This is a genomic window from Mesorhizobium sp. P2_C5_2, from assembly GCF_056404535.1.
This window is the reverse complement of the sequence record NZ_JBFUDV010000005.1, coordinates 367,740-388,134: the sequence shown is the minus strand read 5'-3', so window position 1 is coordinate 388,134 and position 20,395 is coordinate 367,740. Positions and strand designations below refer to the sequence as shown.

Genomic DNA, 20,395 nt, shown 5'->3' with positions numbered 1-20,395 from the left:
GGCGAGATGAGCAGCACCCCCAACCTGCAGGCCGCAAGACTGCCAACTCTGTCAGACCGCCATATCGATCCGCATTCCTATCCCGACGGCATCGCCTTCCTCGACGGCCAGTATCTGCCGATGTCGCAGGCGAAAATCTCGGTGCTGGACTGGGGTTTTCTGCATTCCGACGCGACCTACGACACCGTGCATGTCTGGAACGGCAGCTTCTTCCGCCTCGACCTGCATCTCGACCGTTTCTTCGGCGGGCTGGAGAAGCTGAGGATGACGATCCCGTTCGATCGTGATGGCGTGAGCGAAATCCTGCATAACTGCGTCGCCTTGTCCGGCCACCGCGCCGCCTATGTCGAGATGCTGTGCACGCGCGGCGCCTCGCCGACCTTCAGCCGCGACCCGCGCCAGGCGGTCAACCGCTTCATGGCCTTCGCCATTCCCTTCGGCTCGGTTGCCAATGCCGAGCAGTTGCGGCGCGGCCTGCATGTCGCGATCAGCGACAAGGTGCGCATCCCGCCGGCTTCGATCGACCCGGCAATCAAGAACTACCACTGGCTCGATCTGGTGCGCGGCCTCTACGACGCCTATGACCGCGGCGCCGAGACGGCGCTGATCCTCGACTTCAACGGCAATGTTGCCGAAGGCCCCGGCTTCAACGTGTTCTGCGTCAAGGACGGCAGGCTTTCTACGCCGACCATCGGCGTGCTGCCCGGCATCACCAGGCGCACCGTGTTCGATCTTTGCGCCGAAGCCGGCCTTGCCGCCGCCCCGGCCGATGTCAGCGTCGCCGCGCTGAAGGGAGCCGACGAAGTCTTCATCACCTCGACCGCCGGCGGCATCATGCCGGTGACGGTGATCGACGGCATGCCAATCGCCGACGGCAAGGTTGGGTCGGTTACCAGCCGGCTGATGGCGCTCTACTGGCAAAAGCATGACGACCCGGCATGGGCGAGCCCGGTGCGCTATCCCTGATCAGCCGAGCGCCTTGCGCAACCGGTAGGCTCAAAAAGATTTCCCCTCGCCTCTGGAAAATCGCGGGATGCACCGTATATGGCAGAAACGGAGAAGCCTCCGTTTCCATCCCCAATTCACGGCCCGCACGGGCAAGGATTCCACATCATGACATCAAAGGTTTGGTTCATCACCGGATCGTCAAAGGGTTTTGGCCGCGTCTGGGCCGAGGCCGCACTCGCCCGCGGCGACCGCGTCGCCGCGACCGCGCGCGATGCCGGCACGCTCGCCGATCTCGTCGCGAAATACGGCGACAACATCGCTGCCATCAAGCTCGACGTCACCGACAAGAAGGCCGTCGATGCGGCCATCGCCGAGGCGCACAAGCGCTTTGGCCGCCTCGACGTCCTCATCAACAATGCCGGCTATGGCCATTTCGGCGCCATCGAGGAGGTCAGCGAACAGGAAGCCCGCGACCAGATCGAGACCAATGTCTTTGGTGCGCTCTGGGTCACCCAGGCCGCTTTGCCGATCATGCGGACGCAGCGCTCCGGCCACATCATCCAGATCTCGTCGATCGGCGGCGTCAACGCCTTTGCCTCGCTCGGCCTCTACCACGCCTCGAAATGGGCGCTGGAAGCCTTCAGCCAGTCGCTCAGCATCGAGGTCGCCGAATTCGGCATCCATGTGACGCTGGTCGAGCCCGGCGGCTTCTCCACCGATTGGTCGGGCGCCTCGGCCAAGGTCTCCAAGCCGATTGAGGCTTACGCCCCTGCCCGCGCCAAGATGGCCGAGCGCCGCGCCAACTCGGTCGCCGGCGACCCCGAGGCCACCGGACCGGCGATGCTCGAAATCGTCGATGCGGCCGAGCCGCCGCTGCGCGTGTTCTTTGGCGATGGCGGCCTGCCGATGATCCGTCAAGAATACGCCAACCGCATCGCACTTTGGGAAAAGTGGGACCACGTTTCCGTCATGGCGCAGGGCGCCAAGAAGAACCGCAAGGCGGCTTAAGCGCTTTGAAATACCGGCTGCGTCGCTCCGCGGCGCAGCCCGTCTCGTCCTCCTATCGCAGAGCTAGACTCGATAAATCCACTGCTCTGGGACGCGTACCGAGATCTCTTCACCAAGCGTGACCAGGCCTGGTTTCTCGACCCAGGCGACCAGGCCGCGCAGCCGCTTTGCCGCCTTCGGGAAAGCCAGCGCGCCGGCCTCGCGATCGGCCATCCCGGCATTCTCCGCAATAGAACGTCCAGCAATGCGGCAAGGCCCGTTCTGCGCATCGACCTTGATGGTCACCCCGCCTTTGAAGAACAGCAGCGTGCCTGACGGCAGCATCGACAAATGCGGCACGCCTTCGATCACCAGACTGGCGCCGATCCACTCCGGCTTGATTTCTGCAAGGCCCATGCGCGCGGCAACGATCGCCAATTCGTCGGCCGCCACGATCGACAATTGTCTTTCGTTGCGCATTTCTGTGCCGCGCGGATACCAGGGCTCGCGCGCACCCGAGCGGCGCGTCGGTCCGGCGTGGACGTCGCCTGATATGCCGTCGAAGCCGAGCTGCAGTTCTTCCACCGGGCGCGTCTGGAAATGATCTGACGGCGCGACGTAGAGCGCCCCCACCTTGGCGGAAAGCTTCCTGGCAGGGATGATTTCGACCGGCTTCTCAGACTCTGGGAAGAGGTCCAACGTGGCGTTCTGTTTTTGATTCATGCGCTCGTTTTTTGCCCTCCGCTCGGCAGAGCCGCAAGAGCGGTTTCAGCCAGAGCGCGCAGCTCTTCAACAGACGCGCCATCCCGCGCTTGGATCGACATCCCGTTCATGACACCCGCAATGTATTTGGCGAACCCTTCAATGGAAATGCCCTCTGCCAAGTCGCCCTTTGCCTTGCCTTCCGCCAACCGTCCCGCGATCGCCGCTTCGCTCGCCTTGCGATAGGTCTTGAGTTCATCGGCAATGGCTTGCGCCTGCGGCGAGGTCGCCAGCGCGCCGCTGACGAACAGGCAGCCACCAGGCTTGCCAGGCCTCGAATAGGCCTCCGCTGCCCCGAGCAGCAACCGCCGGATCGCCTCCCCCGTCGACACCGGTGCGCTCATTGCTTCCAGCGCAAAGCCGATTTCTGTCTGGTGGTAGCGCTCAAGCGCCTTGCGGAACAAGGTCTGCTTGTCGGTGAAGGCGTTGTAGATCTGCGGCGGCGTCAGCCCCATCGCTTCGCGCAGCATGGCCAGCGACGTCGCCTCATAACCGTGCTCCCAGAACAGATGCATCGCGGCATCCAGCGCCCGGTCTGGGTCGAACGCACGTGGCCGGCCACCGCGTGGCTTTTCCAAATTATCCATAGCGATCGATACGAAACCTGTTGACTCATCTTCTCCGCGTAACGTAACAATCGATACGAAACATGGCAAGCAGCAACTGCAAGGCCATGTGATCTCCAGGAGAGGATAGAAAAATGCCCATCACCGTAACCGCACCGCAAGGCGTACTGACCCCGGCCGGAGAACGCGATATCCTGCCGCGTCTCAGTGCGGCCCTGATCGAAGCCTCCGGCGCCACCGGCAATTCGTTCTTCACCGCGATCGTCGGTGGCACGGTCCATATCCTGCCGCCGCATCACATCTATGCCGGCGGCGCCAATCGGCCTGTCGTCATGGTCGAACTGAAACTGCCCAATATCGGCTTAGCATCGATCGAGGCCCGAAAGTCCTTCATCACCGCAGCCGCAGCTGTTGTCGTCGAGCTAAGCGTACCCGATCACAGGCCCGAAAACACCTGGATCAACATCGTCAACGCGCTCGATGGCGGCTGGGGCATTGGCGACAGGCAGTATACCGGCGACGCGCTCATCGCGGCCGCAACCGCCGCCGCGCATTGATCTGACAAGGAACGATATGATGCGGCTCTCCCCTTCGCTGTTCTTCACCACCAATTGCGAGCCGGCGCTGGCCTTCTACGAGCAGTGTGGGCTTGGCCGGGCAACGATCCTGCTGCGCTGGGGCGACGGCGGCATGCCGGTGCGGACCGAAGCCATGCGCGGAAAGGTGCTGCATGCGCGTTTCGAAGGTCCGGGCGTGCTGTTTCATGCTTCCGACAATGACGATGCGGAGCCGATGAAAGGCTCCGCTTTGATGCTGGAGTTCGATGACACGGCTGCAATGCGCGAGCTTTTCGACCGCATGGCTGCCGGCGGCCGGATCACCGTGCCCTTGGCGCGGCAATATTGGGGAACTAGCTTCGGCATGCTGGTCGACGCCTTTGGCGTGCAGTGGATGTTTTCCGGCCAATGAGCGCGGATCACGATCTTCTTACCTGAAAGCAGCACCGGTTCCGTATTGCGCCGCATTGCCGCCGTGCTGCGTCGGTTTCATGGTGAGACAAGTCTTCGGAGGTCTCCATGCGTCCGGGTACGGCAATCGCGCTGCTCTGGCTGATCTGGGTCGTATCCTGGTTTCTGGCCGCCTTCTGGTCCGACCCGGCGCAAAAGCGCGCCGGCATCCAGGCGGAGCTTCGGTATCGCGCTTTGTGGTTGATCGGCGCAGTGCTGCTGTTCATTCCCGCGCATGGCTATGCCGGCCGGCTGAGGCTCTGGTTTCCGACCCTTGCCGAGGCGTGGATCTGCGTCGGGCTCATCGCCATTGGCCTGATATTCGCCTGGTGGGCGCGGCTGCATCTCGGCCGTCTCTGGTCGGCTTCGGTGACGGCCAAGGCCGAGCACCATGTTGTCGACACCGGTCCCTACGGGCTGGTCCGCCATCCGATCTACACCGGGCTGCTCTTGGCGATCCTGGCCACCATGGCGGCCAAAGGCACGGTCTGGGGCATTGCCGGCGCGGTCTTTCTCACCATCGGCATCGTCGTGAAGGCAAGGTTGGAAGAGCGTTTTCTGCGCGGCGAACTCGGCAGCGCCTATGACGATTATGCCGGGCGGGTGCCGATGCTGGTGCCGTTCGCACCAGCCTGACTACAGCATCCGCAACAACGCGCCGCCAATCGAATAGCCTGCGCCGAAGGCGCAGAGCACGCCGAAATCGCCGGGCTTCATGTCGGCGTGGTTTTCCGAAAGCGCGATAATGGCGCCGGCGCCGGCGGTGTTGCCGAGCCGCTCCAGCACCATCGGTGCGCGGTCGTGGTCGACCTCATGGCCGAAAGCCAGCTTCAGGATCATGGCGTTCATCCGCGCATTGGCCTGATGCAGCCAGAAGCGCCTGACGGCTTGCGGCGTCAGCCCATGCTCGGCCAGAAACTCGACGATGAATTTGTGGCCGGCGACGGTGACTTCCTTGAACACCTTGTTGCCGACCTGTTTGATCAGATTGCCCTCGAGGTTGATCATGTAAGGATCGTCCTGGGCGGTGCGGGTGTGGTAGCCCAGATTGGTTCGGATGTTGTTCGACATCTGTGTCCAGGTGCGCGTGTCCAGCACCTCGAAACGCCCCGGCCGCTTCTCGCCCTTGGCCAGCCCCTCGACCACCATCGCCACCGACGCGTCACCGAAGATGAAATGCGTCTGCCGGTCGCGGAAATTGAGATGGCCGGTGATGATCTCCGGGGTGACCACCAGCACGCGTTTGTGCGCGCCCGTCCGCACCAGATTGACCGCGATATGCAAGGCTGCTGCGGCGGACGAGCAGCCAAGCCCCATGTCGAAACCGGCGCCCTTGGTGCCCAGCGCCTCCTGCATTTCGATGGCGATCGCCGGATAGGGCCGCTGCTGGTGCGAGGACGAGCAGATCACCAGATCGATATCGGACGGCTTCAGGCCGGCATGGTCGAGCGCCTTTTTCGCCGAGGCGACGCCGAACTCGGCTTGCAGCGACAGCGCATCGTCGGGCCGCGCCGGGATGCGCGGCGCCATGCGCGTCGGGTCGAGAATGCCTTCCCGCTCGATCACATGGCGGGTCTGGACGCCGGAGGCGTGGACGATGAAGGCGCTGTCGGATTTCTGCAGCGGCGTCTCATCCGTGCCTTGGCGGCGCGCATTCTCCGTGTCGACCCAGGCATTGAAGCTGGCGACCAGTTCTTCATTGGTGATCTTGGCTTCAGGGATTTCAACGCCGATGCCGCTGATGATGACGCGATGCATATCCAGTCCGTCCATGCGCAGGCGTTGTCGTTCTCATGTGGGCGACGAAGAGGCTCGGCGCAACACTTTTCTCACCTGGCCGGTTTACGCCGGCTTAAGCCGAGGGCATTGGCTGCGTTCCCCGGGTACTAACCGGCCCGCTTGGCGACGATGAAAATACGCGGGAAGCGCAGCAGCACCTTGCCGTTTGCGGTCTTAGGATAGGCCTTGGCAATGTTGGCCGTGTAGCTGTCGAGGAACATCTCGCGCTCGCCAGCGTCCAGCGGATCGAGAAAGGGCTTCAGCCCCGTCGACTTCACCCACTCGACGATCGCTTCGGCGTCGGCGAGCGGATGATTGTAGGCCGTATGCCAGATATCCACCCGGTCGCAGAGCGGCGACAATAGGTCATAGTAGAACGATACCGGCGGCAACGGCCCGCGCGCAGCCCCCGCCATCTTGGCAGTGAACGGCATTTCGGCCGCGGTCTCGCGCATCAGCTGATGCGAGGGTTCAAGCAGATTGTCGGGCATCTGGACGGCGAGCGCGCCGCCCGGCGCGAGAAAGCCCATCAGCCGCTGGAAGACCGCCGGATGCGTGGGCAGCCACTGGAACACCGCGTTGGCGAAGATGACGTTCACCGGCTCGGCCGGCTGCCAAGTCGAGGCATCGGCAAGGTCGAAATTGACGCTGGGCAGGCGCGCCCTCGCCTTTTCGATCATGTCGGGCGAGGTGTCGAAACCGCTAACCTGCGCATCCGGCCAGCGCTCGACCAACAGCTCGGTTGAATTGCCCGGCCCGCAACCGATGTCGACGACCCGGCGCGGAAAGTCGACCGGCACCTGCGCGACGAGATCACGCGCCGGCCGCGTGCGCTCATCCTCGAATTTCAGATATTGGGCGGCGGACCAATCGGGTTTGCTTGTTGCGGCTGTGCTATTCATCGATAGACCTCACGACGGTTGCCGACCTCCACGACCAGCACGACAAGCCGGCTGTCCTGGAACTGGGTAATGATCCTGTAGTCCCCGACGCGAAACCGCCAAACCTCTTCCTTGGTGCCCGTCAGGCGCTTGGCAAGGGCTCTCGGATTGGGATGCGCCGAAACTCTTTGAGTGAGGAATTCCAGAATGCGCCGTTGATCTCTAGTGGAAAGCCGTTCGATGTCCTTTTCGGCGCGTGGCGTGAACTCGACACGCCAGGTCATTCAGCGGCAGGCTTCTTGCGACGCTCCTCGATTTCACGGCGTTCAAGCTTCCGCATCATGTCATCCAGCGGAATGCGCACACCGCCATCATCTCTCAGGCGTTCGTCCGCAATCGCGGCGTCGTGCCAATCCTCGATGGCCTCGAGGATCGCTTCGGTTGCGACCTGATCGACCGTGCGACCGCTGGCCTTTGCCATATCGGCCAGCAACTTCTCGGCTTTTTGCGGCAGTTTGACTGTGACCATGGACGACTCCACCCGATCAATTTAGGTCAAACGAACATCGCCTGCAACGGATCGCTGCCAGCCTTACCGCGTCAGCCGCTTGTAGGTCATGCGGTGCGGGTTGACGGCTTCGGGGCCGAGCCGGCGGATCTTGTCCTGCTCGTAATCCTCGAAATTGCCCTCGAACCATTCGACATGGCTGTCGCCCTCGAAGGCGAGGATATGCGTCGCCAGACGGTCGAGGAACATACGATCGTGCGAGATGATGACGGCGCAGCCGCCGAAGTTTTCCAGCGCGTCTTCGAGTGCCGCCAGCGTTTCGGTATCGAGATCGTTGGTCGGTTCGTCGAGCAGCAGCACATTGCCGCCGGTCTTCAGCATCTTGGCCAGATGCACGCGGTTGCGCTGGCCGCCGGAGAGGTTGCCGACCTTCTGCTGCTGGTCGCCGCCACGGAAGTTGAACGACGCGCAATAGGCGCGCGTGTTGGCCTCGAACTTGCCGAGCTTGACCACTTCGGCGCCGCCCGAGATTTCTTCCCAGACGGTCTTTGACGGATCGAGCGCATCGCGGCTCTGGTCGACATAGCCGAGCTTGACCGTCTCGCCGACCCGGACAGAACCGGCATCCGGCTTTTCCTGGCCGGTGATCATGCGAAACAGCGTCGTCTTGCCGGCGCCGTTCGGGCCGATGACGCCGACAATGCCGCCCGGCGGCAGCTTGAACTCCAGCCCTTCGATCAGCAGCGTGTCGCCGAACCCCTTCGACAGGCCTTCCGCCTCGATCACCACATTGCCGAGCCGCTCGCCATGCGGAATGACGATCTGCGTATCGCTCGGACGCCGCTTGTCGGCTGCATCCAAGAGATCCTGGAACGCCTGGATACGCGCCTTCGACTTGGTCTGGCGGGCTTTCGGGCTGGACTGGATCCACTCGCGCTCGCGGCCGATGGCGCGCTGGCGGGCGTCGTCCTCGCGGCCTTCCTGCTTGAGGCGCTTGGCCTTGGCTTCGAGATATTTGGTGTAGTTGCCCTCATAGGGAATGCCGCGGCCGCGATCGAGTTCGAGGATCCATCCGGTGACATTGTCGAGGAAGTAGCGATCGTGGGTGATGATCATCACCGCACCGGGATAGGCGCGCAGATGCTTTTCCAGCCACGCCGTGGTCTCGGCATCGAGATGGTTGGTCGGTTCGTCGAGCAGCAGCAGGTCGGGCTGGCGCAGCAGAAGCTGGCAGAGCGCGACGCGGCGGCGCTCACCGCCCGAAAGCTTGGTGACCTCGGAGTCCTTGGGCGGGCAGCCCAGCGCTTCCATCGCCATCTCGACCTGCTGTTCGAGATCCCACAGGTTGAGCCGGTCCATCTCGTCCTGGAGCTTGGCGGACTCGTCCGCCGTCTCGTCGGAGTAGTTCATCATCAATTCGTTGTAGCGTTCGATGATGGCGGTCTTGGCGGCGACGCCTTCCATGATGTTTTCGAACACCGTCTTGCTCGCATCGAGCGCCGGCTCCTGCGCCAGATAGCCGACGGTGGCGCCTTCGGCGAGCCACGCTTCGCCGTTCCACTCCTTGTCGAGCCCGGCCATGATCTTGAGGATCGTCGACTTGCCCGAGCCGTTGGGGCCTAGGATGCCGATCTTGGCGTCGGGATAGAAGGAGAGATGGACATTCTCGAGCACCTTCTTGGTGCCATAGGCCTTGTTAAGGCCGGCCATGTGATAGATGAACTGGCGTGCCACGCGCGCTTTCCCTGACAGTTGACCGAAAATGTCGGATTGAATGGAGGTTGGCCGCTATGTAGGCGATGCCGGGCCGAACGGCAATCGCTTTTGCCATTTCAAGCCGGGCGTACACCGCACGTTAAGTTTTCCACCCGCCACAAGGCACGTTGAAATCTCCTTTTAACCCTTCCGCGTCAAAACAGGATCGATCGCTGGCCTTCCGCGATCGAGAGAATAGAGATCGGACCGACGGCAGTGCTGAACAGTTTCCTGCTCCTTGCCGAAGCGGTGGTCTACTTCAGCGTCATGGTCACGCTGTTCCGCTTCAGGGACCGCATCGGCCTCGGCGTCTTTATCTGCGCGCTGGGCGCCATGCATTTCCTGGAAACCTACCTCGCCAGTGTCTTCTATGTCGCTTTGCCCTTCGGCATGGTCTCGCCGGGTTCGGCGGTGCTGTTTTCCGGCAAGCTGGTGATGCTGCTTCTGCTCTACATGAAGGAAGACGCGGCCACGGTGCGGCAACCCATCTATGGCCTGCTGCTCGGCAACGCCTTGATGATCGGGCTGGTCCTGATCCTGCGCCTCCATGACATTTCGGCTCTTTCCGGCGGCAAGCTTCCCGATATCGGCTTCATCGACCAGATGGGCTGGCTGATGGTGTGGGGCACGACGCTGCTCTTCATCGACGCCATCCTGATCATCCTGCTTTACGAAAAGCTCGGGCGTTATCTGCGCAAGGCGCCGTTCGCCCGCATCCTGATTTCGGTCGCCTGCGTGCTCACCTTCGACCAGGCCGGATTTTTCACCGCCCTGCATTTCGTCGCCGACGCGCCGATCGCGGTCTTTTTCGGCGGCTGGTTCTCCAAGATGGGTGCCGCTTTTGCCTACAGCGCCATGCTTGTCGCCTACCTCAGATGGTTTGAGACGCGGCAGGTCGTGGCAGCGCGTGGGTTGTCCGACGTCTTCGACACCTTGACCTATCGCGAGCGCTACGAAGCCTTGGTCGAACATGTCGGCCGCGACGGCCTCACCGGCCTGTTGCACAGGGGACGTTTTGACAGCGATGGCGAAAAGTCGGTTGCCGTCAGCCTGCGCACGGCCCAGCCGCTCAGCCTGGTGATCGTCGACGTCGATCATTTCAAATCGATCAACGATCGCTTCGGTCATGCCGAAGGCGACAGGGTGCTAAGATCGATCGCACAGGTGCTGACCCAGGCTGCCGGCGCGCAGGACCAGGTTTTCAGGATCGGCGGCGAGGAGTTCGCCATCCTCTGTTCGCAACCGCATCCGGTCGCCAGATTGCTCGGCGAAAACATCCGTCATGCCGTCAAGGCGTCCGCAAACCGCTTCGACATCAGCGTCAGCGCCGGCATCGCCACCGTCAACGAGACCATCGGCTCGCTTGCCGATCTCTTCGCCCTTGCCGATGAACGTCTCTACAAGGCCAAGTCCACCGGGCGCGACCGCGTCATCGGCGAAGCGCGCGACGATGCCGAAGATTTCGCCGCGCGGACACTCACACGCGGCATCGGCGGCTGACGCCCACCGACGCTGTCAGCTCCGCTTGCGCTGCTGCAACGCGCCGACCGCAACTGAAGCGGCCATCAGCACGATCGCCAGCCATTTCAGCGTGGTGATGATCGGACCGGCATCGATATCATAGGCGATGAACAGCAGGATGCCCGGCACCAGCAGGCCGCACATAATGAGCATGATACGGTTGATCTGCCAGGACACTTTTGCCGCCAGTGCCTCGTCGCCAGCTTCCGCGACAAGACCGGCGCGCATCTCGCTGGAGGTCATGAGCGCACTGGACAGACGCAGCGAGATCGGCAGGCCGAGGCCTATGATGAGGAAGGCGCAAGCCGCTAGCAGAGCCGAGAATTTGAGCGCGCTGGTCTCGGCCGGCACCGGAAACAACAGGGTTGCCAGCGGCAGGAAGACACAGACGATGCCAAGCGCGGCGATGGCGATGAAGATCGCAGCATTGACCATGGTGAACAGCTGGTAGCGGCCGGCACCGATCGGCGCGGCAAGCACGCGCATGCGCGCCCACTCGGCATCGGTATAGGAAAAGCCCGGCCATTCTATGCGGCCATCCTGGATCGCGGTCATCCCCCTGGCCCAGAAAGCCAGCCGCGCCAGCGCGCCCGATGTCATGCCACTCATCGCCACCCCCGCCGAATGAAATGCGTCCGGACCATATCACCGCGTCACTGCCGAGCGACAGACGGATATCCTACTGGAACCCGGCCGCATCGACCGAGCCCTTCGGGCAGCCGGCCTTGGTCGTCGGCGCCGAGGCGAGCATCAGACTGCCCAGCGAACTGTCCGGGCTGATCGGACCAGTCAAGCCGAGCGTCAGCTCGCCGATCAGCCGTCTGCCGCTCGACGGATCGACCAGACAAGAGACGCGCACCCGCGCGCCGGCTCCATTGCCGAAGGCGCTGTCGAAGGCGCTCCGGATCTGGTCCGAAGTCAGCTGCTTGCCGACATTCTTGGTGAAGAGCTCACGCACCGGCGAGGCATTCACCGCCCGCATCAGGTTCAACGCTTCGGCAAAATACTCCTGCTGGCTCTTGCCGTAGCAGGTGCCGTGCTTGATCCACTCATGCCGCTCGAGCTTGGAGGCGGTGCCCGGCATCACCTGATCGAGCTCGGCGCGCGTGTTGGCATCGAGATCGACCGGCGGCAGATCGGCCCAATGGGCCGGATTATCATTGGCCTTGTCACTCGCCGGCACCTGGCAATAGAAATTGCCGTTCGGCTGCGGCCACAGGCCGTGCAAGGTGAAATGCGACGCGTCGAAACCGCCCGCCGTCTGCGCCTGGCATTCGGGCTTGCTCGACCTGGTTTCGCAGAAGGCCGGCTGCCAGCTCAGCGCAAAGACATATTCGGGCTTTCCCGAAGCTGCGGGCTTGCCCTGATCGGCTGGGGCCGCCGGCTGGGTGGAGGCGCTGCCGCCTGAGACATGGCCACAGCCGATCTTGACCCAGCGACGCTCCGGATCGGCGCCCGGCACGCGGATGAGGTAATGCGTCGGCGCATCCTTGTTACCGGCCAGGAGATCATAGCTCTGTCCGGCCGCAGTCGAGATATTGCCCGGGTTCTTGCCGCTCTTGATCGCCTGTGTCGCCGGACATGCCGCATCGGCGACGAACGAGCCGCTCATCTTCACATCGGCTCGCGCCATGCCTGCGCCGGCCAGCGCAAAAAACACCGCAACCACTATTGCCGATATCCGCATTCCAGCACTCCTGGCGTTTAATGCCGCAAGCTAGAAACGTACGACATGTCAGAATTACGATTTCTTTCGCCGACCGTAAAAAACAATCGCAACTGCCCGCGCCGATCGTGCCTCACGACTGGTTGATCAGCCCTCTTCCACCCGCCTGGTCAGCGTCCGCAACAGATCAAGTGCTGCCTGAATCGTCTGCGCCTCGATGCCCTCGCTGACGCGGTTTGCCCAGACAGGCTGCCGCGAGCCGATATCCCGGATCGCCGCCCAGCCGGCATCTGTCATCGCCAGGAGCTTGGCGCGGCGATGGGCGGGATTATCGGCATAGGCGGCGAGCCCCTCTGCCGCCAGAATGTCGGCCAGCCGTTGCACGCTCTGGCGGGCAAGCCCCATGTCGCGGGCAATGTCGGCCACCGATTTTGGCTCCTTCAGCACCGCGCCCAGAACCTGCCAGCGCGCCGCCGTGAGCCCGGCAGGCTCCGCCAGCCGGTCGGCCGCGTCGAGAAACCCGCCATTCAACCGGAACACGGCAAGCACCAGCTCGGTGAGCACATCTCCGGCTTCGGTCCTGCTTGTCATTTCTGGCCGGCCTCGATGGTGGAGACGAAGGTATTGACGGCTTCCGCCACCGCTTCAGGCTTGTCAAGCATCACCCAATGGCCGGAGCCGGCCACGATCCGATGGCCAATTCCAGCGCGCAGGCGGAAAAGGGCGGCCGCATTGTCATTGGCCTCCGTGGCTAGCACGAAGATCGGCCCGTGATAGGCGTCGAGCGTTGGCTCGGGATTCCATTCGGCCAGCGCCTTGCCGACGCCTGCCCGCGCCGCCGGATCGACCACAGCCGCATCGGCCAGCACAGTCTGGCGAACCGCTTCATTGGGGCCGGCAATCGAGGTGTAATAGGCCTTGAGGACTTCGAGGCCGTTCGGGCCGGCCAGATCGCGGACGAAACCATCGCGGATCTCCTTTGGCAAAGCGCGCGGATCGGTCGCCGGATCGACCAGCAAAATGCCGGCCACTCGGTCGGCATGGCTTGCCGCATAGGCGAGCGCCGCGCCACCGCCGCCGCTATGCGCGACAAGGACAAACCGCTTCAGACCGAACGCATCGGCGACCGCGCCGATGTCGGCTGCACGACCGTCATAGCCGTAATCAGCATCGGCCGCCGGCGCCGACGCACCATGGCCGCGAAAATCGAAGGCGACGGCGTCGCGACCGTCAGCGGTGAGCTGCATGACCCGGTTCCACTGCGAAGCGCGGCTGCAATCGCCATGCGCGAACAGGACCGGCATGCCATCACCCGATTTGATCTCGTAGGCAGCAAGCTGGCCCTGCGGGCCGGCAATTGTTGAGGTCTTCATGGTCATCTCCCTGGTTTGACTGGATGCAATGCACGGCACGAGCATTGCAGTTGCAAATGCGAGGCTCGCCAGCAGGACGGCGCGGCGCGAAACGATCGAAACGGTTTTCATGCTCATGCTCCCGATCTAATTTGACAGTATGCTGTCATAAACCAGATTGACAGCATACTGTCAATACCTCTTTCTGCAGCTTTCGAACTCGCTTGACGTCGCCCCCGCCGTCGCCCAACAGTCGCGGAGGGAGCGAGAAATGGCATTTGACAAGCAGACGACGCTGGCCTCACCGACCGGGGCCGCGCTCAACCTTTATGTGAAGCACGCCGAGAGCAGCCCGCGCGCGGTTGTCCAGATCAATCATGGCCTGGCCGAGCACGCCGCACGCTATGCCCGCCTCGCCGATTACCTGTCGCCGCGCGGCTTTCACGTCTACGTCCACGACCATCGCGGCCACGGCGCGACCAAGGCGCCCGATGCGCCGCCGGGCAGGTTCGCCGGGACCGATGGACCCGCCAAGGTGATCGCCGATGTCGACGCCGTCCATGATCTCATCGCGAAGGAACAGCCTGGCCTGCCGGTCATCCTGTTCGGCCATTCGATGGGTGCGTCGGTGGCGTTGAACTACCTCCTGGCGCACTCGCCACGCGTCCACGCCGCCGCGATCTGGAACGGCAATTTCTCGCAAGGCATGCTTGGTCAGCTTGCGCTCGCCATCCTGGCTTATGAGCGCTTCAGGCTCGGCTCCGATGTCCCCTCGCGTATCTTGCCCCGACTGACCTTCCAGGCCTGGGGCAAGGCGGTGCCCAACCACAAGACGCTGTTCGATTGGCTATCGCGCGACGAGGCGGAGGTGGCGAAATACATCGCCGATCCGCTCTGCGGCTGGGATGCCTCGATCTCGATGTGGCGCGACGTCGTCCAGATGGCGCAGAACGGCGGCAAGGATTCCGGCTTTGCCGGCATCCGTCGCGACCTCCCGGTCAGCATTATCGGCGGCGAAAAAGACCCGGCTTCCGACTATGGCAAAGGCATCGATCATCTCGCCAAACGCATGCGCGCGATGGGCTTTTCGAATCTGGTTTCAAAGGTTTACGCCGACACCCGCCACGAAAGCCTGAACGAGGTGAACCGCGACACCGTCATGGACGATTTCGCTGCCTGGGCCGACAGCGTTCTCAAACGGTGGACCGTACTGGCCCACCGCAACGCTCGTGACAGCCGCATCGGGTGTTGATAGAGGCTGCACTTCCGACCCATCTGGTGATTTATGGCTGAACCTCCGCTGAAAGGCGTCCGAATTGTCGAACTGGCCCGCATCCTGGCCGGGCCATGGGCCGGACAATTGCTGGCCGATCTCGGCGCCGATGTCATCAAGGTCGAGAGCCCAGATGGCGGCGACGACACCCGCAAATGGGGCCCGCCCTTCGTCATGAGCCATGACGGCGAGAACCTGTCGGCCGCCTACTACCATTCCTGCAATCGCGGCAAGCGTTCCATCGCGGTTGATTTCTCGACCCCCGAAGGGGCGGAGACGGTACGCCGGCTGGTCGCCACGGCCGACGTGCTGATCGAGAACTTCAAACTCGGCGGGCTCAAAAAGTACGGGCTCGACTATGAGAGCCTGAAGGCGATCAATCCAAAGCTTGTCTACTGCTCGATCACTGGCTTTGGCCAGGACGGGCCTTACGCGCCGCGCGCCGGCTATGATTTCATCATCCAGGCGATGGCCGGCATGATGTCGATCACCGGCGAGGCCGGACGCGAGCCGCAAAAGGCCGGCGTCGCCATCTCGGACATCTTCACCGGCCTCTATTCGGTCATCGCCATCCAGGCAGCGCTTCGCCATGCCGAGCAGACAGGCGAAGGCCAGCATATAGACATGGCGCTGTTCGACACCCAGATCTCGGCGCTCGGCAACCAGAACCTCAACTATCTCGTCTCCGGCAAATCGCCGGTGCAGATGGGCAATGCGCATATGAACATCGCGCCCTATGAGGTTGTGCCGGTCAGGGATGGCCACATCATCCTCGCTGTCGGCAATGACGGTCAGTTCACCAAATTCTGCGCCGCCGTCGGGCTCGACCATCTCTCAGCGAATCCCGATTTCGCCACCAACCCGGCCCGCGTCGCCAACCGGGTGAAATTGCGCGAGCATATGATCGAGACCCTGAAGGACTGGGATCGTGATCCGCTGCTGGCGAAGCTCGAAGCGGCAAGCGTGCCGGCGAGCCCGATCAACAACATCGGCCAGATGTTCGCCGACCCGCAGACGATCGCGCGCGGCATGCGGCTCGACCTCGATGACGGCCATGGCAACCGTCTGCCCTCGGTGCGCGCGCCGATGGTGATGTCCGGCACACCGCTGGTCTATGAGCGTCCGTCGCCGCGCCTGGGCGAACACACCGAAGAAATCCTTGCCGAACTGGAGAAGTCTGGAAAATGAAGACCGGCGGACAACTGATCGTCGACGCGCTGGAAGCGAACGGCACCGACCGCATCTTCTGCGTGCCGGGCGAATCCTACCTCGCGGTGCTCGACGCGCTGCACGATTCCAAGATCCGCACCATTGTCTGTCGCCAGGAAGGCGGCGCCGCGATGATGGCCGACTGCCAGGGGCGGTTGACCGGCAAGCCCGGCATCTGCTTCGTCACCCGCGGCCCCGGCGCCACCAATGCGTCGGCCGGCATTCACATCGCCATGCAGGATTCGGTCCCCGTGATCCTGTTCATCGGCCAGGTCGCCAGCCACGCCAAGGAGCGCGAAGCCTTCCAGGAAGTGGATTACAAGCGCTTCTTCGGCGACATCGCCAAATGGGTGGTCGAGATCGATGATGCCGCGCGCATCCCCGAATTCGTCACCCGCGCCTTTGCGGTCGCGACCTCGGGCCGCCCCGGTCCCGTCGTCATCTCGCTGCCGGAAGACATGCTGACCAGCCTGGTCGAAGCGCCCGCCGCCTTGCCGCACACGCCGGTCGAAACGCGGCCCGGCGAAGCCGAGCTCGACGCGCTGGAGAAACTGCTCGGCAAAGCCAAGCAGCCTTTCGTCATCCTCGGCGGCACACGCTGGGACGAGGAAGCGGTGGCACGGATGCGTACCATCGCCGAAGCCTGGTCACTGCCGGTCGGCTGTTCCTTCCGCCGCCAGATGCTGTTCGACCATTTGCACCCGAACTATGCCGGCGATGTCGGCATCGGCATAAACCCGAAGCTGGCCACGGCAATCAAGCAGGCCGATCTCGTGCTGCTGATCGGCGGCCGCATGGGCGAGATGCCGTCCTCCGACTATACGCTGCTGAAGAGCCCCTACCCCGACCAGACGCTGGTGCATGTCCATGCCGATGCCGGCGAACTCGGCCGCGTCTACCGTCCGGCCCTGGCCATCAATGCTTCGCCAGCGGCCTTCGTCGAAGCTTTTGCCAAGCGCAAACCTTCGGGATCGCCGGTTTGGGCGGATGAGACAGCGAAAGCACACGCCGCCTATCTCGACTGGTCGACGCCGCCGGAGAGCGGACCCGGCCCGGTCCAGATGGGACCGATCATGAACTATCTGGAAAAGGTGCTGCCCGACGACGCCATTCTGACCAACGGCGCCGGCAACTATGCCACCTGGGTGCATCGCTTCCATCGCTTCCGCCGCTTCGCCACGCAAGGCGCGCCCACCTCCGGCTCGATGGGCTACGGCACGCCGGCCGCGGTCGCCGCCAAGGCTCTCTATCCGGACCGCACCGTGATCGCCTTTGCCGGCGACGGCTGCTTCCTGATGAACGGCCAGGAATTCGCCACCGCCGTCCAGTACGACCTGCCGATCATCGTCATCGTCGTCAACAACGGCATTTACGGCACCATCCGCATGCATCAGGAGCGCGACTATCCCGGCCGCGTCGTCGCTACCGACCTCAAGAACCCCGACTTTGCAGCCCTTGCCCGCGCCTATGGCGGTCATGGCGAGACGGTGGAGAAGACAGCCGATTTCGCTGATGCCTTCGAACGCGCGCGTGCCAGCGGCAAGCCGGCAATCGTCGAGATCAGGCTCGATCCCGAAGCGATCACGCCGACCCGGACAATGACCCAGATCCGCGACAAGGCCTGACGAAAGAAAAAGGGGCGGTCGCCCGCCCCTTTTTTGTCGGTTTGATTGGGTTACTTCACGGCCTCGATCTGCCCCCGGATCTCGCCATCCTTGTTCGCCGCAGTGTGGACATTGACGTAATAGTTGCCGGCCGCCAGGTCGGCGGCCTGCGCGTCGGTCAGCTCGGCCGAACCCTTGATCGGGCTCTTGAGCTTGCCTTTGAACGGGATGGCGGGAGCAGCATTTGCACCCATCGCCGCCGGGCCATGAATGTGCGCGGCGATCGCCGGCCCGCTGAGGCCGGAATATTTGACGTTCCAGCTGAGCTTCTTCTTGGTGGTGTCGAATGTGAGAGTGGCGGTTCCCTTACCCTTTGTGGTGACGGGTGGGCTTTGCTGGCTGCCATCAAGCGTTGCCTTGTATTTCACTACCTCGGCCATGGCCGGGGATGCGAACAGGAAAGCGGTCGAAATGGCCAGCGCCGAAAGCACTGGCAGGAAGGATTGTGCGCGCATGAAGAACCTCCGATTGCATGTCACATGCGTCGCGGCCCCCCCGGCGCGCGCATGCCTCAACTGAAACGGCTGGGCGGCGCAATGTTTCCCCGCACACGGTTTTGTGACCGGGAGCACCAAAAAAGGGGCGATCTCTCGCCCCTTCCGGTCGCCAAGAGAACAGCCGTCAGACCGCCGCCAGCGCCTGCGTCAGGTCGGCGATCAGATCGTCCGGATGCTCGACGCCGATCGACAGCCTGACCGTGGTCTCGAGCACGCCGATGCGCTGGCGCACGTCGAAGGGGATGCCGGAATGGGTCATCGCCGCCGGGTGGCTGGCGAGCGATTCCGTGCCGCCGAGGCTCACCGCCAGCTTGAAGATCTGCAGCCCGTTGAGAAAGGCAAAGGCGGCCTTCTCTCCGCCTTTGATGTCGAAAGAGAAGGTCGAACCGGCGCCGCTGCATTGCGCCAGATAGGCGCGGCCCGCATCCGTCTCTTCGCCCAGGAACGGCAGGTAATGCACCTTCTCGACCTTGGCGTGATCGCGCAGGAATTCGGCGACCAGACGCGCATTGTCGTTGGCCCGCTCCATGCGGATCGACAGCGTTTCCAGCGAGCGGCCTAGCATCCAGCAGGAATGCGGGTCGAGCTGTGTGCCGATGGCGCCACGCAGCGCCTTGATCGGCTTGGTCACCGCCTTGCTGCCCATGGCCGCGCCCGCGATCAGGTCGGAATGGCCGCCGACATATTTGGTCAGCGAATAGACCGAGACATCCGCGCCATGCTCGATCGGCCGCTGGAACACCGGGCCGAGCAGCGTATTGTCGCAGACGACGATCGGTGTCGACCCTTGCTTGCTGCCGATCTCGTCGGCAATCTTCCTGATCAGCGCGATATCGACCAGGCTGTTGGTCGGGTTCGACGGCGTCTCGATGAGAATGACCGAGACGCGCCCCTTCGCCACGGCAGCGTCCGCAGCCGAGTGCACCGCCGTCTCGTCGACGCCGTCGGCAAAGCCGACAGCGCCGATGCCGAAGCCGGACAGCGTGCGCGTCAGCAGCGTCTCGGTGCCGCCGTAAAGCGGCTGCGAATGCAGGATGACGTCGCCCGGGCGGGCATAGGCGAGCAACGTCGTCGCGATCGCCGACATGCCCGATGAAAACAGGATGCAGGCATCGGTTCCCTCATAGACCGCCAGCCGGTCCTCGACGATCTCTGAGTTGGGATGGTTGAAGCGCGAATAGACCAGGCCCGATGCCGTGCCGCTCGGCGGCTCCTTGCGGCCGGACGTGTAGTCGAAGAAATCGCGTCCCTCTTCCGCCGACTTGAACACAAAGGTCGAGGTCAAAAACACCGGCGGCTTGACCGCGCCCTCAGACAGTTGCGGATCGAAGCCATAGCTCAGCATCAGCGTCTCCGGATGGAGCTTGTGGTTGCCGATGTGAGTTTTCGACGGGCGCGGCGCGGTCATGGTTTTTCCTGCCTTTTTGAGGGATGTTGCGCGGCAATTTATGCGATCCCCATCGCGCAGTCCTTGCTATTTTCGGCCTCGCATGTCTGCATCCCGGCAACAAACTGCCTGGAGTGGCCAAAATTGCAGCAGAAGATAGCCGACGATTTCGACCTTAAAATCCTGCGCGAACTGCGGGCCGACGCACGCATCACCAACAATGAGCTTGCCGAACGCATCGGCCTGTCGCCATCGCCCTGCCTGCGGCGCGTGCGGCGACTGGAGGAAGCCGGCGTCATCCGGGGCTATACCACGCTGGTCGATCCCGCCGCCTTCGGCTGGAGCATGGTCGCCATCGCCACTGTCAGGCTCAGCCGCCAGAATGAGGACGAGATCGTCATGTTCGAGGAGGCGATCCGCGGTTGGGAAGAGGTGCTGGAGTGCCACCTCGTCACCGGTTCGCGCGACTATGTGCTGAAGGTGGTGACGGGCAGCCTCGACCAATACGAGCGCTTCATCAAGGAAAAGATCGCAAGGCTGAAATGCGTCGCCTCGATCGAGACCAGCTTCGTCATGAACACCATAAAGGAGCGGCGCCTCTGACATTTTGCCAGAGGCGCCGCTCTCAAGATC

Annotated in this window: 23 protein-coding genes; 10 read left to right on the top strand and 13 right to left on the bottom strand. The window is 63.1% G+C overall.

The window, feature by feature from the left end; all coding sequences use genetic code 11:
• Nucleotides 1–6: 6 nt before the first annotated feature.
• Together AC1D1B_RS20350 and AC1D1B_RS20345 are read left to right on the top strand one after the other, a co-directional pair.
• On the top strand, nt 7–966 hold the full coding sequence (locus AC1D1B_RS20350; protein WP_477334230.1) for an aminotransferase class IV: 960 nt from the start codon (nt 7–9) through the stop codon (nt 964–966).
• Between the two features lie 147 nt (nt 967–1,113).
• Nucleotides 1,114–1,956: an SDR family oxidoreductase gene (locus tag AC1D1B_RS20345; RefSeq protein WP_477334229.1), complete on the top strand. Its 843-nt coding sequence runs from the start codon at nt 1,114–1,116 to the stop codon at nt 1,954–1,956.
• Between the two features lie 63 nt (nt 1,957–2,019).
• Here the strand turns inward: AC1D1B_RS20345 and AC1D1B_RS20340 are convergent, their stop codons facing one another.
• Both AC1D1B_RS20340 and AC1D1B_RS20335 read right to left on the bottom strand, forming a co-directional pair.
• Nucleotides 2,020–2,658, bottom strand: a complete 639-nt coding sequence (locus AC1D1B_RS20340; RefSeq protein WP_477334228.1) for an MOSC domain-containing protein — start codon at nt 2,656–2,658, stop codon at nt 2,020–2,022.
• Complete coding sequence (locus AC1D1B_RS20335) at nt 2,655–3,353, bottom strand: TetR/AcrR family transcriptional regulator (protein ID WP_477334227.1); 699 nt, start codon at nt 3,351–3,353, stop codon at nt 2,655–2,657. The genes AC1D1B_RS20340 and AC1D1B_RS20335 overlap by 4 nt, the downstream gene beginning before the upstream one ends.
• Nucleotides 3,354–3,397: 44 nt before the next feature.
• Here AC1D1B_RS20335 and AC1D1B_RS20330 point away from each other — a divergent pair, with 44 nt between their 5' ends.
• The 3 genes from AC1D1B_RS20330 (at nt 3,398) to AC1D1B_RS20320 (ending at nt 4,906) form a co-directional block, all read left to right on the top strand.
• On the top strand, nt 3,398–3,820 hold the full coding sequence (locus AC1D1B_RS20330) for a hypothetical protein (protein WP_477334226.1): 423 nt from the start codon (nt 3,398–3,400) through the stop codon (nt 3,818–3,820).
• A 19-nt stretch (nt 3,821–3,839) separates the two neighbouring features.
• Nucleotides 3,840–4,232 (top strand): VOC family protein, encoded by a 393-nt coding sequence (locus tag AC1D1B_RS20325; RefSeq protein ID WP_477334225.1) that lies wholly within the window; start codon nt 3,840–3,842, stop codon nt 4,230–4,232.
• A 107-nt stretch (nt 4,233–4,339) separates the two neighbouring features.
• Nucleotides 4,340–4,906, top strand: a complete 567-nt coding sequence (locus tag AC1D1B_RS20320) for a methyltransferase family protein (protein ID WP_477334224.1) — start codon at nt 4,340–4,342, stop codon at nt 4,904–4,906.
• Here AC1D1B_RS20320 and AC1D1B_RS20315 read toward each other — a convergent pair whose 3' ends face one another.
• The 5 genes from AC1D1B_RS20315 to ettA all read right to left on the bottom strand — a co-directional run bounded on the left by AC1D1B_RS20315 (nt 4,907) and on the right by ettA (nt 9,172).
• Nucleotides 4,907–6,028 carry a beta-ketoacyl-ACP synthase III gene (locus AC1D1B_RS20315; RefSeq protein ID WP_477334863.1) on the bottom strand — a complete coding sequence of 374 codons (1,122 nt, stop codon included), beginning with the start codon at nt 6,026–6,028 and terminating at the stop codon, nt 4,907–4,909.
• 128 nt (nt 6,029–6,156) lie between these two features.
• On the bottom strand, nt 6,157–6,951 hold the full coding sequence (gene tam, locus AC1D1B_RS20310) for a trans-aconitate 2-methyltransferase (protein WP_477334223.1): 795 nt from the start codon (nt 6,949–6,951) through the stop codon (nt 6,157–6,159).
• The gene (locus AC1D1B_RS20305; RefSeq protein ID WP_477334222.1) at nt 6,948–7,214 is read right to left on the bottom strand and encodes a type II toxin-antitoxin system RelE family toxin; all 267 of its coding nucleotides are present in this window, start codon (nt 7,212–7,214) and stop codon (nt 6,948–6,950) included. Before AC1D1B_RS20305 ends, tam begins: the two co-directional genes overlap by 4 nt.
• Nucleotides 7,211–7,459, bottom strand: a complete 249-nt coding sequence (locus tag AC1D1B_RS20300; RefSeq protein WP_477334221.1) for a DUF6290 family protein — start codon at nt 7,457–7,459, stop codon at nt 7,211–7,213. The genes AC1D1B_RS20305 and AC1D1B_RS20300 overlap by 4 nt, the downstream gene beginning before the upstream one ends.
• Before the next feature lie 63 nt (nt 7,460–7,522).
• Nucleotides 7,523–9,172: an energy-dependent translational throttle protein EttA gene (gene ettA / locus AC1D1B_RS20295; RefSeq protein WP_477334220.1), complete on the bottom strand. Its 1,650-nt coding sequence runs from the start codon at nt 9,170–9,172 to the stop codon at nt 7,523–7,525.
• Nucleotides 9,173–9,409: 237 nt separating this feature from the next.
• On the opposite strand from ettA, the gene AC1D1B_RS20290 reads away from it, so the two are divergent.
• The gene (locus AC1D1B_RS20290; protein WP_477334219.1) at nt 9,410–10,693 is read left to right on the top strand and encodes a GGDEF domain-containing protein; all 1,284 of its coding nucleotides are present in this window, start codon (nt 9,410–9,412) and stop codon (nt 10,691–10,693) included.
• Between the two features lie 15 nt (nt 10,694–10,708).
• On the opposite strand, the gene AC1D1B_RS20285 is transcribed toward AC1D1B_RS20290, so the two are convergent.
• The 4 genes from AC1D1B_RS20285 to AC1D1B_RS20270 form a co-directional block, all read right to left on the bottom strand.
• Entirely contained in the window at nt 10,709–11,323 is a 615-nt protein-coding gene (locus tag AC1D1B_RS20285; RefSeq protein WP_477334218.1) for a hypothetical protein, read from the bottom strand.
• Nucleotides 11,324–11,393: 70 nt separating this feature from the next.
• Nucleotides 11,394–12,401, bottom strand: a complete 1,008-nt coding sequence (locus AC1D1B_RS20280) for a ribonuclease T2 family protein (protein ID WP_477334217.1) — start codon at nt 12,399–12,401, stop codon at nt 11,394–11,396.
• 126 nt (nt 12,402–12,527) lie between these two features.
• On the bottom strand, nt 12,528–12,971 hold the full coding sequence (locus AC1D1B_RS20275; RefSeq protein ID WP_477334216.1) for a MarR family winged helix-turn-helix transcriptional regulator: 444 nt from the start codon (nt 12,969–12,971) through the stop codon (nt 12,528–12,530).
• A complete protein-coding gene (locus AC1D1B_RS20270) occupies nt 12,968–13,753 on the bottom strand; it encodes an alpha/beta fold hydrolase (RefSeq protein WP_477334215.1) in 786 nt (261 codons plus the stop codon). The genes AC1D1B_RS20275 and AC1D1B_RS20270 overlap by 4 nt, the downstream gene beginning before the upstream one ends.
• Before the next feature lie 250 nt (nt 13,754–14,003).
• Between AC1D1B_RS20270 and AC1D1B_RS20265 the strand changes: the two genes are divergently transcribed.
• From AC1D1B_RS20265 to AC1D1B_RS20255, 3 genes are read left to right on the top strand one after another with little or no spacing between them, the layout of a single operon-like run.
• Nucleotides 14,004–14,984 carry an alpha/beta fold hydrolase gene (locus AC1D1B_RS20265; RefSeq protein ID WP_477334214.1) on the top strand — a complete coding sequence of 327 codons (981 nt, stop codon included), beginning with the start codon at nt 14,004–14,006 and terminating at the stop codon, nt 14,982–14,984.
• A gap of 33 nt (nt 14,985–15,017) precedes the next feature.
• Entirely contained in the window at nt 15,018–16,193 is a 1,176-nt protein-coding gene (locus AC1D1B_RS20260; RefSeq protein ID WP_477334213.1) for a CaiB/BaiF CoA transferase family protein, read from the top strand.
• The gene (locus tag AC1D1B_RS20255) at nt 16,190–17,839 is read left to right on the top strand and encodes a thiamine pyrophosphate-binding protein (protein ID WP_477334212.1); all 1,650 of its coding nucleotides are present in this window, start codon (nt 16,190–16,192) and stop codon (nt 17,837–17,839) included. The genes AC1D1B_RS20260 and AC1D1B_RS20255 overlap by 4 nt, the downstream gene beginning before the upstream one ends.
• Nucleotides 17,840–17,889: 50 nt before the next feature.
• On the opposite strand, the gene AC1D1B_RS20250 is transcribed toward AC1D1B_RS20255, so the two are convergent.
• Nucleotides 17,890–18,333, bottom strand: coding sequence for a CHRD domain-containing protein (locus AC1D1B_RS20250; protein WP_477334211.1), 444 nt, complete (start codon nt 18,331–18,333; stop codon nt 17,890–17,892).
• A 166-nt stretch (nt 18,334–18,499) separates the two neighbouring features.
• Complete coding sequence (locus tag AC1D1B_RS20245; RefSeq protein WP_477334210.1) at nt 18,500–19,783, bottom strand: cystathionine gamma-synthase family protein; 1,284 nt, start codon at nt 19,781–19,783, stop codon at nt 18,500–18,502.
• Between the two features lie 123 nt (nt 19,784–19,906).
• Between AC1D1B_RS20245 and AC1D1B_RS20240 the strand changes: the two genes are divergently transcribed.
• Nucleotides 19,907–20,365 carry an Lrp/AsnC family transcriptional regulator gene (locus AC1D1B_RS20240; RefSeq protein ID WP_477334209.1) on the top strand — a complete coding sequence of 153 codons (459 nt, stop codon included), beginning with the start codon at nt 19,907–19,909 and terminating at the stop codon, nt 20,363–20,365.
• The last annotated feature ends 30 nt before the right edge of the window (nt 20,366–20,395 follow it).